At 70.7% G+C, this 13,915-nt stretch carries 11 protein-coding genes; 6 read left to right on the forward strand and 5 right to left on the reverse strand.

The window, feature by feature from the left end:
• Positions 1-64: 64 nt before the first annotated feature.
• Complete coding sequence (locus tag AB0M27_RS25040) at positions 65-1,444, forward strand: cation:dicarboxylase symporter family transporter (RefSeq protein ID WP_365724246.1); 1,380 nt, start codon at positions 65-67, stop codon at positions 1,442-1,444.
• A gap of 111 nt (positions 1,445-1,555) precedes the next feature.
• Here AB0M27_RS25040 and AB0M27_RS25045 read toward each other — a convergent pair whose 3' ends face one another.
• A complete protein-coding gene (locus tag AB0M27_RS25045; RefSeq protein ID WP_365724248.1) occupies positions 1,556-2,179 on the reverse strand; it encodes a TetR/AcrR family transcriptional regulator in 624 nt (207 codons plus the stop codon).
• A gap of 135 nt (positions 2,180-2,314) precedes the next feature.
• Between AB0M27_RS25045 and AB0M27_RS25050 the strand changes: the two genes are divergently transcribed.
• From AB0M27_RS25050 to AB0M27_RS25070, 5 genes are all read left to right on the forward strand, one after another.
• Positions 2,315-3,988, forward strand: coding sequence for an MFS transporter (locus AB0M27_RS25050; protein WP_365724250.1), 1,674 nt, complete (start codon positions 2,315-2,317; stop codon positions 3,986-3,988).
• A gap of 115 nt (positions 3,989-4,103) precedes the next feature.
• Positions 4,104-4,868, forward strand: coding sequence for a DUF2127 domain-containing protein (locus AB0M27_RS25055; protein WP_365724252.1), 765 nt, complete (start codon positions 4,104-4,106; stop codon positions 4,866-4,868).
• Positions 4,869-5,435: 567 nt separating this feature from the next.
• A complete protein-coding gene (locus tag AB0M27_RS25060) occupies positions 5,436-5,864 on the forward strand; it encodes a MerR family transcriptional regulator (protein WP_365724254.1) in 429 nt (142 codons plus the stop codon).
• The gene (gene trxA / locus AB0M27_RS25065) at positions 5,861-6,193 is read left to right on the forward strand and encodes a thioredoxin (protein ID WP_365724256.1); all 333 of its coding nucleotides are present in this window, start codon (positions 5,861-5,863) and stop codon (positions 6,191-6,193) included. Before AB0M27_RS25060 ends, trxA begins: the two co-directional genes overlap by 4 nt.
• A gap of 169 nt (positions 6,194-6,362) precedes the next feature.
• On the forward strand, positions 6,363-8,594 hold the full coding sequence (locus AB0M27_RS25070) for a UvrD-helicase domain-containing protein (RefSeq protein WP_365724272.1): 2,232 nt from the start codon (positions 6,363-6,365) through the stop codon (positions 8,592-8,594).
• On the opposite strand, the gene AB0M27_RS25075 is transcribed toward AB0M27_RS25070, so the two are convergent.
• From AB0M27_RS25075 to AB0M27_RS25090, 4 genes are all read right to left on the reverse strand, one after another.
• Positions 8,581-9,417 (reverse strand): hypothetical protein, encoded by an 837-nt coding sequence (locus AB0M27_RS25075; RefSeq protein ID WP_365724258.1) that lies wholly within the window; start codon positions 9,415-9,417, stop codon positions 8,581-8,583. The genes AB0M27_RS25070 and AB0M27_RS25075 overlap by 14 nt on opposite strands.
• Before the next feature lie 87 nt (positions 9,418-9,504).
• A complete protein-coding gene (gene glgB / locus AB0M27_RS25080; protein WP_365724273.1) occupies positions 9,505-11,712 on the reverse strand; it encodes a 1,4-alpha-glucan branching enzyme in 2,208 nt (735 codons plus the stop codon).
• Between the two features lie 77 nt (positions 11,713-11,789).
• Positions 11,790-13,163, reverse strand: coding sequence for a maltokinase (locus AB0M27_RS25085; RefSeq protein ID WP_365724259.1), 1,374 nt, complete (start codon positions 13,161-13,163; stop codon positions 11,790-11,792).
• 87 nt (positions 13,164-13,250) lie between these two features.
• On the reverse strand, positions 13,251-13,915 hold a 665-nt coding region (locus tag AB0M27_RS25090), incomplete at its 5' end, for an alpha-glucosidase C-terminal domain-containing protein (RefSeq protein WP_365724261.1).

A 13,915-nucleotide genomic window follows, 5' to 3' on the forward strand; every position in this document is an offset into this window, starting at 1 on the left:
AACAACGCCCGGACGTGAGCCGCACGCCGGTTGTTCGCCGACGAAGACGTCAAGGAGGGCAGTCGTGGCCGCCAGCACCCCCGATACGGCACCTGCCGCACCCCGCGTGAAGCGGGACCGGACCCACTACCTGTACATCGCCGTCATCGTGGCGGTCGCGCTCGGCATCGCCGTGGGCCTCATCTGGCCCGACGCCGCGGTCCAGCTGAAACCGCTCGGTACCGGTTTTGTGAACCTGATCAAGATGATGATCTCGCCGATCATCTTCTGCACGATCGTGCTCGGGATCGGGTCCGTACGGAAGGCCGCCAAGGTCGGCGCCGTCGGCGGTATCGCCCTCGGCTACTTCCTCGTGATGTCGCTCGTCGCGCTCGCCATCGGGCTCGTCGTCGGCAACGTGCTGCACCCCGGTGACGGGCTGCACCTGACGAACGCGATCAAGCAGACCGGGCACGCCCAGGTGTCCCCGGACGCGCTGCCGCCCGTCGACTTCGTGCTGTCGATCATCCCGACCACGTTCATCTCCGCCTTCACCGAGGGCCAGGTCCTGCAGACGCTGCTGGTGGCCCTGCTCGCCGGATTCGCGCTGCAGGCCATGGGCTCGGTCGGGCAGCCGGTGCTGCGCGGCATCGAGCACATCCAGCGGCTCGTCTTCCGCGTCCTGTCGATGGTCATGTGGGCCGCGCCGATCGGCGCCTTCGGTGCGATCGCGGCCGTCACCGGCTCGGCCGGATTGGACGCGCTGAAGAGCCTCGCCGTGCTGATGCTCGGTTTCTACGTCACCTGCGTGCTGTTCGTCTTCGTGGTGCTCGGCGCGATCCTCCGGGTCGTCTCGGGCCTGAACGTCTTCTCGCTGTTCAAGTACCTGGGGCGGGAGTTCCTGCTGATCCTGTCCACCTCCTCCTCCGAGTCCGCGCTGCCGCGGCTGATCGCGAAGATGGAGCACCTGGGCGTCAGCAAGCCGGTCGTGGGTATCACCGTACCGACCGGTTACTCCTTCAACCTCGACGGCACGATGATCTACATGACCATGGCCTCGCTGTACATCGCGGACGCCCTGGGCACGCCGATGTCCATCGGCGAGCAGATCCCGCTGCTGCTCTTCCTGCTGCTGGCGTCCAAGGGCGCGGCAGGTGTCAGCGGCGCGGGCCTCGCCACCCTGGCCGGCGGTCTGCAGTCGCACAAGCCCGCGCTGGTCGACGGGGTCGGTCTGATCGTCGGTATCGACCGGTTCATGAGCGAGGCCCGAGCGCTGACGAACTTCGCGGGCAACGCGGTCGCCACGGTGCTGGTGGGCACGTGGACCAAGGAGATCGACAAGGAGCGGGTGCGGCAGGTGCTCGCGGGTGAGCTGCCGTTTGACGAGACCACGCTGATGGACGAGGGGCAGGGGACGGTCACCGAGCTGCCCGAGCCCAGGGACGGGGAGCTGGCCAAGGCCTGATCCCCGAGAAGGAACTCCGGATGCCCGGCCCCGCCTGAACCCGGGCCGGGCATCCGGGAACCACCGCCGGGCGGCTGGGGCTCCCCCCGTACCTCAGCCCCCCGGCTTCCGTCATTTCCCCTCGCTCACCCTGGCCACCAGCTCGGTGGCCGTCGAGGCGGGTACGCCCGCCGCGGTCAGCACCGTGACCGTGGCCGAGCGACCCGCCTCCTGCGCTGACAGGAGGCCGTCGTTCACCGCCTCCATCACCGCGAAGAGCATCTGCTCGTGCACGTACGCCAGGGCCGGAGCCGGCAGCGGTGAGCTGAACACGCCATCGTCCAGGCCCTGTTGGAGCAGCCGGATCTTGCCCGCGCGCAGGGGGGCGAGGCGTTCGCGGATGCCCTGGACGGTGACCGTGCGCTGGGCCAGGGCGATCAGCAGCCGGTAGCGGTCGGCGATCTCCCAGATGGCGAGCACCGAGCGGGCCACCGCCTCCGCCGGGTCCGACACCCTGTCACGGGCGTGGTCATCCGCGTCCGCCAGCGCCGCCACGGCCCCGTCGACGAGGGTGCTGATCAGCGCCTCGCGGCTGGGGAAATGGCCGTACACCGTCCGTCGTACGACTCCCGCGGCGCGCGCGATCTGGTCCATGGAGGCGTCGGGATCGCGCAGCAGTTCGGCGAGGGCGACGTCGAGGATGCGGCGCCGGTTGGCGTCGGCGCGGCTGGTGTTACCCGTGGTCATGGCCGTCATTCTGCCTTCCCCGGCCAACTTGCACAGCATTGTGCAACGGCGTACATTGCACATGGTTGTGCAATTGCACTTCACTGTGCAAGTCCACTCCGCACCTCACGTTCTCGTCGAGCACCGAGGAAGGCGACCCCTGCCATGCGACTCGTCATGACCGAACCGGTCGAGAAGATGGAGCGCCCCTACGCCCGGCGCTGGTGGGCACTGCTCGTGCTCTGCCTGAGCCTGCTGATCATCGTGATGGCGAACACCGCACTCACGGTCGCGGCACCCGACATGACGAAGGACCTCGGCCTCTCCAGTGCCGACCTGCAGTGGGTGATCGACGGCTACACCGTCCCCTACGCGGCGCTGATGCTGCTGCTCGGCGCCATCGGCGACAAGTACAGCCGACGCGGCGCGCTCGTCCTCGGGCTCGTCGTCTTCGGCGGCGGTGCCGTCTTCGGATACCTCGCCGACAGCGCCGCGACCGTCATCGCGGCCCGCGCCGTGATGGGCGTCGGCGCGGCGCTGATCATGCCCGCCACGCTCTCCCTGCTCGCCGCGACCTTCCCGCGGGCGGAGCGGGCCAAGGCGATCACCCTGTGGACCGCCACCGCCGGGCTCGCCATCGCCGCCGGGCCGGTGGTCGCCGGCGCCCTGCTGCGCGACCACGGCTGGTCCTCGACCTTCCTGATCAACGTGCCCATCGCGGCCGTGGCGATCGCCGCCGCCTTCGTGCTGGTCCCGCCCTCCAAGGCCGGCCATCACGACCGGATCGACTACGTCGGCGGACTGCTGTCGGTGATCTGGACCGGCTCGCTGGTGTACATGATCATCGAAGGCCCGCACTTCGGCTGGGGCGCGAAGGCGATCACGGCGGCGGCCGTCGCCGGCGTCGGCCTGGCCGCCTTCATCGCCTGGGAGCTGCGCCACCCCCGCCCGATCCTGGATGTCCGCCGCTTCGCGCACCGCCGCTTCGCCGGCTCCAACCTGGCCGTCGCCCTGTTCTTCCTGGCCGTCTTCGGCGCCTTCTACTACCTCACCCAGCACCTGCAGTTCGTGCTCGGCTACGACGCCCTGGAGACCGGCGTACGGATGCTGCCGCTGGCCGGCGCGGTCTTCGCCGGGTCGGCGCTGACCGGCTGGCTCACCCCGCGGGTCGGCATGAAGTGGACCGTCACCGCCGGCATGGTCGCCGGCACGACGGCCCTGGCCCTGCTGACCAGGGTCGACGCGGCCTCGACGTACGCCGACTTCCTGGCCCCTCTGATCATCCTGGGCCTCGCCATCGGCCTCGCCCTCTCGCCCTGCACCGACGCCATCATGGGCGCCTTCCCCGAGTCCGAGCTGGGCGTCGGCGGCGCGGTCAACGACACCTCGCTGGAGCTCGGCGGCTCCCTCGGCATCGCGATCCTCGGCTCGCTGCTCGCCACGTCGTACGGCAACCACCTCGGCGACGCCACCGCGGGCAGCAAGCTCCCGGCGAGCGCCCTGGACACCGCGCAGGACTCGGTCGGGGCCGGGTACGCGGTGGCCCAGGGCATCGGCGACAAGGCCCACGCACTGGCCGCACAGGCGGCACAGGCCTCTGACCCCCAGCAGGCCGCACAGCTCAAGCAGCAGGCCACGGAACTCGCCTCCGGCGCACGGCAGATGGCGGACGCGGTCGGCTCCGCCTTCTCCGCCGCCGTCGCGCACACCAGCCTGGTCGGCGCGGTGATCCTCGGCATCGGCACGGTCCTCGTGGCCGTCCTGCTGCCGCGCCGTGAAGCCGCCGCGCCGGAGGTGAAGACCGAGGAGAAGGAACTGGTGCGCGGCTCGGCCCGCTGACCGATTCCCGCCTCCATCCACTAACGTGCGGCTCCGAAGCAACCGGAACGGCATGTTCGTGCGTGGCGTCGTACACGTGTGACGAGTCAGTACGTGTAAGTGGAGGCACGGGGGAATGAAGATCGACTGGGACCGGCGGACCTGCGCGCGGAAGGGCCATGTGACCTACGCGCCCGACGACCCCCGACTGCGCATCCGGCTGCATGCCGAGACCGCGCTCGGAGAGGTCTGGCGCTGCCTGCGCTGCGGTGACTTCGTGCTGGGGGAGCCGCACGGCTCGGGACCGGCTACGGACGCCCCGCTGGTGCCGCGCGGAAAGGTCCTCCGCGACCTGTTCATCCTGCGCTTCCTGGCGATCGAGCGGGCCGTGCGAGGGGTGTTCATCGTGCTGGTCGCGGTCGCGGTGTGGAAGTTCAGCAACAGCCAGTACGCGGTGCGGCGGCTGTTCAACGAGTACCTGGACGTCTTCCGCCCGGTCTTCCGGCACTTCCACTACGACCTCGACCACTCACCGGTCGTCGGCTCCGTCCAGAAGGCGTTCGGCTACAAGCACTCCACCCTGCTGCTGGTCGCCGCCCTGCTGCTGGCCTACGCCCTGATCGAGCTGGTCGAGGCGGTCGGCCTCTGGTACGCCAAGCGCTGGGCGGAGTACCTGACGGTGGTCGCCACCGCCGCCTTCCTCCCCCTGGAGATCTACGAACTCACCGAGAAGGTCAGCTATCTGAAGATCGCCACCCTCGTCCTCAACATCCTCGCGGTCCTCTACATCGCCCTGGCCAAGCGCCTGTTCGGCCTCCGTGGCGGCCGCAAGGCCTTCGACGAGGAGCGCCACAGCGCTTCCCTGATGGAGGTCGAGGAGTCGGCGGGGGTGGCCGTGTGAGAGGTTCCAGCTGTCCACCGGCAGTTCCTCGTGGAAGGCCGCGTTGGCCGGGCCCGTGAAGTCGTGCGGGCACGGTCGGTGTGTGGCGCAGAACACCGCCTCCGCCCGACGCCTGCCCATGTCGCGGTGCCACGCCAGGAAGCGCCGAGATCTGCGCCACGACCAGTCCGGGCCGGCGCGCGACCACTCCGGGTCGCCGCAGGGCGGTTGACGACATCTGAGCATTCCGTCAGGGCGTCTCAGCTTCTCTCGGCGTGTGTCGTCATGGCGTGAAGCTCTCCGGCTGGGACGGTGCATCGTGGCGTGCCCTGCCCGGTATCGCCGCCGGTGTTCCACCTCCGCGGTTGGGAACGCAAGTTCCTGCATCGAATGCGTGAGTTCTTGAGGCGAGGATCGTTGGCTGATGTGACGGACCAATCCGGGCTGTAATGCCAGGATCCCCGAGAGTCACTGAGGATCTGGGTAACGGTGTAGCAGGCCTGGTCGATGGCGATGGCGTCGAAAGTCCGGTCCCCTCCTGCCCCCGGCCTTGCCTTGACGCCGACGTCAACACCTACGGTCGTAGACATGCGAATCGGCGAGCTGGCCGCACGGGCCGGGACCAGCACCCGCACCCTGCGCTACTACGAGGCACGGGGGCTGCTGCCCGCACGGCGTGACGACAAGGGACACCGGACCTACGACGAGAGCGACCTCAGGCTGCTGCAGCAGATCCGGACGCTGCAGGACTTCGGCTTCGAGCTGGAGGAGACGCGACCCTTCGTGGAGTGCCTGCGCGCCGGGCATCCGGAGGGCGACTCCTGCCCGGCCTCGCTCCAGGTCTACCGGCGCAAGCTGGCGGAGCTGGACGCGCTGATCGGGCAGCTGTCGGCGGTGCGGGAGACGGTCGCCGGGCAGCTGCGCCGGGCCGAGCTGGCCCGGGACGCGCTGGCCGTCGAAGCGCTGGTTCCGGGTGGCCCGGAGCCCGCATGCGAGCTGGGAGGGATTGCGCGATGAGCTTGGTGAGCGGACTGACCGAGGTGACGGACGCGGATTTCGAGACGGAGGTGCGGGGCTCTCAGCTGCCGGTGCTGGTGCAGTTCACGGCCGACTGGTGCGGTCCGTGCCGGCAGCTCGCGCCGGTGCTGAAGGACATCGCCTTCGAGGAGGGCGACCGGCTGAAGATCGTGCAGATCGACGTCGACCGCAATCCGGGGACGACGGTCGCCTACGGGGTACTGTCCACGCCGACCCTGATGGTCTTCCGGGACGGTGAGCCGGTGCGGTCGATGGTGGGGGCGCGGCCCAAGCGGCGTCTCATGGAAGAGCTGGCCGACGTGCTGTAAAGCACGGCCGCCCACGAAAAAATCCCCTGAGCAATTGCGCTCGGGGGATTTCTCTGCGTATATTCAGTGGTTCGCGACTTCGATTGAATCGGGTCGCGGAGAAGTTCACTGAGCAGAGTATATCCGGGCGGGAGCGGAATTGTCAAACACCGAATTTCCGGACGATGAATTGCGGCGCGAGCAGGAATTCATCGACGGACTGTACGCGCGCGTGGACGTACTGCGCGGCGCAGCCGAGACCTCGGTCGCGGACGCGCTCGCCCAGGGCGACAAGCCCATGCAGGCCCGGCTGGAGCGGGACATCCTGGTCGCCGAGCGCTCGGGGCTGCTCGCCGCCCTGAACGCCGTCGACGGCTCGCTCTGCTTCGGCCGGATCGACCTGGCCGACGGCACCGCCCACCACATCGGCCGGATCGGGCTGCGCGAGGACGACGCCGAGCGCACCCCCGTCCTCATCGACTGGCGGGCCGACGTCGCCCGTCCCTTCTACCTGGCCACCGGTCACACCCCGATGGGCCTGCGCCGCCGCCGGCACATCAGCACCGAGGGCCGGACCGTGACCTCCCTGCACGACGAGATCCTCGACCTCGGCGACGCCACCCGCACCGGGTACGAGGACCACAACGGGGACGCCGTGCTGCTGGCCGCGCTGAACTCGGCGCGCACCGGCCGCATGAGCGACATCGTGCAGACCATCCAGGCCGAGCAGGACGAGATCATCCGGGCGCCGTACCGCGGGGTGCTGGTGGTCGAGGGCGGCCCCGGCACCGGCAAGACCGCGGTCGCGCTGCACCGCGCCGCCTACCTCCTCTACGAGCACCGCGAGCTGCTGGCCCGCCGGGCCGTGCTGATCGTCGGCCCCAACCCGGCCTTCCTCGGCTACATCGGCGAGGTGCTGCCCTCCCTCGGCGAGACCGGAGTGCTGCTGGCCACGGTCGGCGAGCTGTTCCCCGGCGTGAAGGCGACCGCCGCCGACACCCCCGAGGCCGCCGCCGTGAAGGGCCGCGCCGACATGGCCGACGTGCTCACCGCCGTCGTACGCGACCGCCAGGCCCTGCCGGATCCGGTCATCGCGATCGAGCACGACCGCGAGGTCCTGATGCTCGACGACGGTCTGGTCTCCGTCGCCCGGGAGCGCACCCGCGCCGCCAAGCTGCCGCACAACGCCGCCCGCGAGCACTTCGAGGGCCACATCCTCAACACCCTCACCGAGCTGTACGCCGAACGCGTCGGCACCGACCCGTACGACGGCAGCAGCCTGCTCGACGCCTCCGACATCACCCAGATCCGCGACGAACTCGCCGAGAACCCCGAGGTGTGGAACGCCGTGGACCAGCTGTGGCCCCGGCTCACGCCGCAGCGGCTGGTCGCCGACTTCCTCGCCGAACCCGACGGCTATCTGAGCGAGGAGGACGCGGCCGCCGTCCGGCGCCCGGTGACCCGCTCCTGGACCGTCGCCGACGTCCCCCTCCTGGACGAGGCGGCCGAGCTGCTCGGCGAGGACGACCGGTGGGCGCGGGCGCGCGCGGAGCGCGAGCGCGAGACCCAGATCGCCTACGCGCAGGGCGTGCTGGACGTGTCGTACGCCTCCCGGACCTACGAGTTCGAGGACAAGCACGACGAGGAGTCGGAGGTGCTGTCCGCCCACGACATCATCGACGCCGAGCGGTTCGCCGAGCGGCAGGAGGAGGCGGACCACCGCAGCGCCGCCGAGCGCGCCGCGGCCGACCGGACCTGGGCGTTCGGGCACATCATCGTGGACGAGGCGCAGGAGCTGTCGCCGATGGCCTGGCGGCTGCTGATGCGGCGCAGCCCGACCCGCTCCATGACCCTGGTCGGCGACCCCGCCCAGACCGCCGAGGCGGCCGGTGTCGGCTCCTGGGCGGACATCCTCGCCCCCTATGTCGAGGACCGCTGGGAGCACACCCGGCTCGGTGTCAACTACCGCACGCCGGCCGAGATCATGGAGCTGGCCGCGGCCGTGGTCCGCGCCGAGAACCCGGACTTCGAGCCGCCGAGCTCGGTCCGGTCGACCGGGGTACGGCCCTGGGTGCGGCGGGCCGGCGGCGATCTGCCCGAGGCCGTGGCCAAGGCGGTCGCCGAACTCACCCCGGCCGAGGGCCGCCTGGCCGTCATCGCGCCGCGCGGGCTGCACCGCTTGCTGGCCGGGCGGCTGGACGGCGTCACGGCGGGCGCCGAGCCCGATCTGACCCGTACGGTCGTGCTGCTCGACCCCCGCCAGGCCAAGGGCCTGGAATTCGACTCGGTCCTGGTGGTGGAACCGGGCGACTACGGCACGAGCGACCTCTACGTCGCTCTGACCCGCGCCACCCAGCGGCTCGGGGTGCTGTACACGGACCGGCTGCCGGAGGCGCTGGCCGAGGGCGTCACCGGGCCGTAGCGGGACTCCCGCTGGGCGACGGCGGCGAGTAGCTCGGGTGCAGCGTGGAGGACAGGGGCTCCAGCGACGCGCACAGCGCGGTCGGGAAGGCCGGTTCCCTGCGCCGCACGGCCCGGCACCCGCCGGCCGCGCTCTCGAAGAACGGCTTCCAGCCGGAGCGCTCCGCGCGGAAGAAGTAGCGGTCGCCCAGGCGGGACGTGCAGGCGGAGTCCTTGGTGTCGTCGCCGCACGCCGGTCCGGTGCGCCAGGAGAAGTCCAGCACCAGCCACTTGCCGTCGCAGTGCTCGGCGTCCCGGTAGGAGTGCATGGGTGCGCCGACGGCGATCATCGCCTGCTCGTAGGAGGCGGTGGTGCAGCCGGTGGCCGGCGGGTGGCAGCCGAGCCGGCCACACAGGCGCAGCGCGAGCGCTTTCGCGCCGTCGGTGGTGAAGACCGTGTCGTTGTCGACCACCAGCTCCCGCTCGCCCAGCGGTTCGGGCAGCCGTACCCGGACCGTGGCCGTCTTCTCCTTGGTGCACCCCGAACGCCGGTCTGACGCCGGGGAGTTGAAGGTGACCTGCACATGTACGGTGCCCGGCACGGTGCCGTATTCGGCGTCGGTGTCCACCGCCTTGAAGTCCCGCACGCAGGAGTGCTCGCCGCTGGGGACGTTTGCGTCGATGCTCAGCGTGCGGTGGTCGGCGCCGAGCCGGGCCGCGGTCACCGCGGAGGGTTCGGCGATGGTCCACGGGATCGGCCCCGTCTCCGTGGGCGAGGCGCCTCCCACCCGTGTGCCGCAGCCGCCCAGCAGCAGGACGACTACGGCGCACAGCAGGACGGTCACTGATCTGTACGGTCGCACGTGCCTCGATCCCCCCGTGGCTCACTGGTGTTGACCTGGGGGCACTATAGGACGGGCGTCCCCGCCCGGTCAGGCGGGCCGGAGCCAGACCGTGGCCAGTGGGGGCAGGGTCAGCCGGACGCTCGCGGGGCGGCCGTGCCGGCCCTGGGGCTCCGGTTTGACGATGTCGGGGTTGGTGACATCGCCGCCGCCGTACCGTACGGCGTCCGTGTTCAGCGACTCGTGCCAGGCGGGTACGTCCTCGGGGACACCGAGCCGGTAGTCGTGGCGGACCACCGGGGACATGTGGGAGACCGCGAGGAGCGGGTTGCCGTCGGCGTCCAGACGCAGGAAGGCGAAGACGTTGTCGTCCGCCGCGTCCCCGGTGATCCACTGGAAGCCCGCCGGGTCGGTGTCCCGCTGCCACAGGGCCGGGGTCGCCCGGTACAGCGCGTTCAGGTCCCGTACGAGGTCCCGTACGCCACGGTGGTCGGCCTCGGCGCCGTAGGAGGGGTCGAGCAGCCACCAGTCGGGGCCGTGCGCCTCCGACCACTCGGCGCCCTGCGCGAACTCCTGCCCCATGAAGAGCAGTTGCTTGCCGGGGTGGGCCCACATGAAGGCCAGGTAGGCACGGTGGTTGGCCCGCTGCTGCCACCAGTCGCCCGGCATCTTCGACACCAGGGACCGCTTGCCGTGCACGACCTCGTCGTGGGAGATGGGCAGGACGTAGTTCTCGCTGTAGGCGTACACCATCGAGAAGGTCATCTCGTGGTGGTGGTACTTGCGGTGCACCGGCTCGTGGGTCATGTACTGAAGCGAGTCGTGCATCCAGCCCATGTTCCACTTCAGGCCGAAGCCGAGCCCGCCGAAGCCGCTCGGGCCCTTGTGGTGGGTGGGGCGGGTGACGCCGTCCCACGCCGTCGACTCCTCGGCGATGGTCACCACGCCCGGGCAGCGCCGGTACACGGTGGCGTTCATCTCCTGCAGGAAGGCGACGGCGTCCAGGTTCTCCCGGCCGCCGTGCTCGTTCGGGGTCCACTGGCCCGGCTCGCGCGAGTAGTCCAGGTAGAGCATGGAGGCGACCGCGTCCACGCGCAGCCCGTCGATGTGGAACTCCTCGCACCAGTACACGGCGTTCGCCACCAGGAAGTTGCGCACCTCCCGGCGGCCGAAGTCGAACTCCAGGGTGCCCCAGTCCGGATGCGCGGCCCGCAGCGGATCGTGGTGCTCGTACAGCGGGCGCCCGTCGAACTCGGCCAGCGCCCAGTCGTCGCGCGGGAAGTGCGCCGGCACCCAGTCCATCAGCACACCGATGCCGGCCTGGTGCAGCCGGTCCACCAGGTACCTGAAGTCGTCCGGGGTGCCGAGCCGGGCCGTCGGGGCGTAGAAACCGGTGACCTGGTAGCCCCAGGAACCGCCGAAGGGATGCTCGGCGACCGGCATCAGCTCCACATGTGTGAAGCCCATCTCCCGTACGTACGCAGGGAGTTGATCGGCAAGCTGCCGGTAGGTCAGGCCGGGGCGCCAGGAGGGCAGGTGGACCTCGTAGACGGAGAAGGGCGCCGCGTGCACCGGGGCGTCGGCCCGGTGTGTCATCCACTCCGCGTCGGCCCACTCGTGCCGCGATACGTCCACGATCGACGCGGTCGCGGGCGGCGCCTCCGTACGGCGGGCCAGCGGGTCGGCGCGCAGGGTGCGCGAGCCGTCCGGGCGGGTGATCTCGAACTTGTACTCCTCGCCCGCGCCGATCGCCGGCACGAACAGCTCCCACACCCCGGAGGAGCCCAGCGAGCGCATCGGGAAGCCGGTCCCGTCCCAGAAGTTGAAGCCGCCCGTGATCCGTACACCCTGCGCGTCGGGCGCCCACACCGCGAACCGGGTTCCGGACACCCCCTGATGGGTGGTGACATGCGCGCCGAGCGCCTGCCACAGCTGCTCGTGCCGGCCCTCGCCGATCAGGTGCAGGTCCAGCTCGCCGAGTGTGGGCAGGAACCGGTAGGGGTCCTCGGTGTCCAGGACGTTTCCCTCGTACGCCACCAGCAGCCGGTAGTCCGGTACGGCTCCCAGCGGCAGCAGCCCCGAGAACAACCCGTCGCCGTCGTCGTGCAGCTCGGCGCGCAGCTCGCCGGTGTCGACCGTGACGGACAGTGCGTACGGCCGGAAGACCCGGAAGGCCACGCCTCCGGGCACCGGGTGCGCGCCCAGTACCGAGTGCGGGTCATGGTGGGTGCCGTGCAGCAGCCGCTCACGGTCGGCGGGGGAGACACCACCGGCCGTCGGCCGCTCGTGCGCCGGCACCTTCTGCCGGGGAACGGTCTTCTCCCTGGTCTTGGTGTGCTTCTTGCCCTTCGGGGTCACGGACGAGCCTCCTGGTTTCACGCGGCGAGGCGACGGATCGCCGAGAGCGGTACGGGCAGCCAGTCGGGGCGGTGCCGGGCCTCGTAGACGATCTCGTAGACCGCCTTGTCGGTCTCGTAGGCCCGCAGCAGCACCGGATCGGTGCGCGGATCGCGGCCGGATACCTCCGCGTACCCGGAGCAGTAGGCGGCCCGGCACACGCGCGCCCAGTCCGGCGCGGGCGGGGTCACGGAGTGGGCCGCGTAGTCGAAGGAGCGGAGCATCCCCGCGATGTCCCGCACCGGCGGCTGCGGCATTCGCCGTTCGGCCGGCGGCCGGGCCGGCTCGCCCTCGAAGTCGATCAGCGACCACTCCCCGGACGGGGAGCGCAGGCACTGGCCCAGGTGCAGATCGCCGTGGATCCGCTGGGCGGTCCAGGTGCGGCCCTCGGTGGCGAGGCCGGCCAGCGCCCGGTAGGCCGAGCGCAGTCCGCCCTCGTACGGCCGCAGGCTGGGCACCGCCTGGACGGCCGCCGCCAGCCGCTCGGTCATCCCGTCGGCCAGCGACTGCAGCTGCACATGACCGAGGGTGACCGTCGGCAGGGCGCGGGCGAGCGCGGTGTGCACCTCTGCGGTGGCCCGGCCCAGCCCCCGCGCCTCGGCGGCGAAGTCCTCACCCTTGGCCAGCTCGCGCAGCGCCAGCTCCCAGCCGTCGCTCGCCCCGCTGACGAAGGGCTGGAGCACCGCCAGCACATACGACTCCTCGTCCAGCTCGGCGTGCAGCCAGGCTGTCGGAGCGGGCACCCGGGGGCAGCCCTCGCGGGCCAGCGCCTGGGGTATCTCCAGGTCGGGGTTGATGCCGGGCACCACCCGGCGCAGCAGTTTCAGGATGAACGTATCGCCGTAGACGATCGACGAGTTGGACTGCTCGGCGGTCATCAGCCGGGCCACCAGGCCCTCGCGTATCTCCTGGTGCGGGTCCCGCTCGAAACGCAGCCCGCCGATGCGGGCCCGGGTGCGCAGAGCCTCCAGGAGCAATTCGGCGGGCCGGGGGTCGTACAGGGCCTCGTACACCGTGCGTCCGGCGAGCGGCCCGTCCTCCACATGTCCGATCAGCGCGGGCGCCAGTCGGGGCGGCAGCGCCTCGCGCACGCCTATGAGCAGCTGGTAGCAGTCGCCCGGGTGAGGCTCGGCGCCCAGCGTGGACGGCTGGTGGACGCGCAGCAGCAGGTGGTACAGGCCCAGCCGGCCGTCGGGCGGCAGCAGTTCGGTGACGGCCACGGGGGTGAACCCGGTGACCGGGCGTCCCTTGCCGGCGAACCAGCGCTGCCTCGGCAGCCACTCGCGCAGCAAGGGGTCGAGCGAGGCGAGGAGAGGAGTGGTGGTGCTGGAAGAGGTGACCGTTTCCGCCATGGGCGTCACTTCCTTTCCCCGTGTTCGTCGGGGTGTTACTGATGCGTGCCCCGGGTGGGGCGGTGGAAACCGCCCCACCCACAGGGTCTAAGCCGCTTCTCGCCGCAGCCGGAACCAGTAGAAGCCGTGCCCCGCGAGGGTGAGCAGGTACGGCAGCTCGCCGATCGCCGGGAAGCGGACCCCGCCGAACAGCTCGACCGGGTGCCGCCCGCCGAACCGGCTCAGGTCCAGCTCCGTGGGCTGTGCGAAGCGGGAGAAGTTGTGGACGCACAGCACGAGGTCGTCCTCGTACTCGCGCAGAAAGGCGAGCACAGCCGGGTTGGTGGACTGCAGCTCGTTGTAGGACCCCAGTCCGAAGGCAGGATTCTGCTTGCGGATCTCGATCATGCGGCGGGTCCAGTGCAGCAGCGACGACGGCGACGACATCGACGCCTCGACGTTGGTGACCTGGTAGCCGTAGACCGGGTCCATGATCGTCGGTAGGTACAGGCGTCCCGGATCACAGGACGAGAAGCCGGCGTTGCGGTCGGGGGTCCACTGCATGGGGGTGCGTACGGCGTCGCGGTCGCCGAGCCAGATGTTGTCGCCCATGCCGATCTCGTCGCCGTAGTAGAGGATCGGCGAGCCGGGCAGCGAGAGCAGCAGCGCGGTGAACAACTCGATCTGGTTGCGGTCGTTGTCGAGCAGCGGCGCGAGGCGGCGGCGGATGCCGATGTTGGCGCGCATCCGCGGGTCTTTCGCGTACTCGGCCC

It is taken from the genome of Streptomyces sp. NPDC052107, from assembly GCF_040680215.1.
In the GTDB taxonomy this organism is placed as follows: Bacteria; Actinomycetota; Actinomycetes; order Streptomycetales; family Streptomycetaceae; genus Streptomyces.

Bases quoted from the DNA above. Each gene is read 5' to 3' on its own strand.
- AB0M27_RS25060 (WP_365724254.1), top strand. From the start codon at position 5,436: ATGCGAATCGGCGAGCTGGCCGCACGGGCCGGGACCAGCACCCGCACC.
- trxA (WP_365724256.1), top strand. From the start codon at position 5,861: ATGAGCTTGGTGAGCGGACTGACCGAGGTGACGGACGCGGATTTCGAG.
- AB0M27_RS25055 (WP_365724252.1), top strand. From the start codon at position 4,104: ATGAAGATCGACTGGGACCGGCGGACCTGCGCGCGGAAGGGCCATGTG.
- AB0M27_RS25085 (WP_365724259.1), bottom strand. From the start codon at position 13,163: ATGGCGGAAACGGTCACCTCTTCCAGCACCACCACTCCTCTCCTCGCC.
- AB0M27_RS25045 (WP_365724248.1), bottom strand. From the start codon at position 2,179: ATGACGGCCATGACCACGGGTAACACCAGCCGCGCCGACGCCAACCGG.
- AB0M27_RS25050 (WP_365724250.1), top strand. From the start codon at position 2,315: ATGCGACTCGTCATGACCGAACCGGTCGAGAAGATGGAGCGCCCCTAC.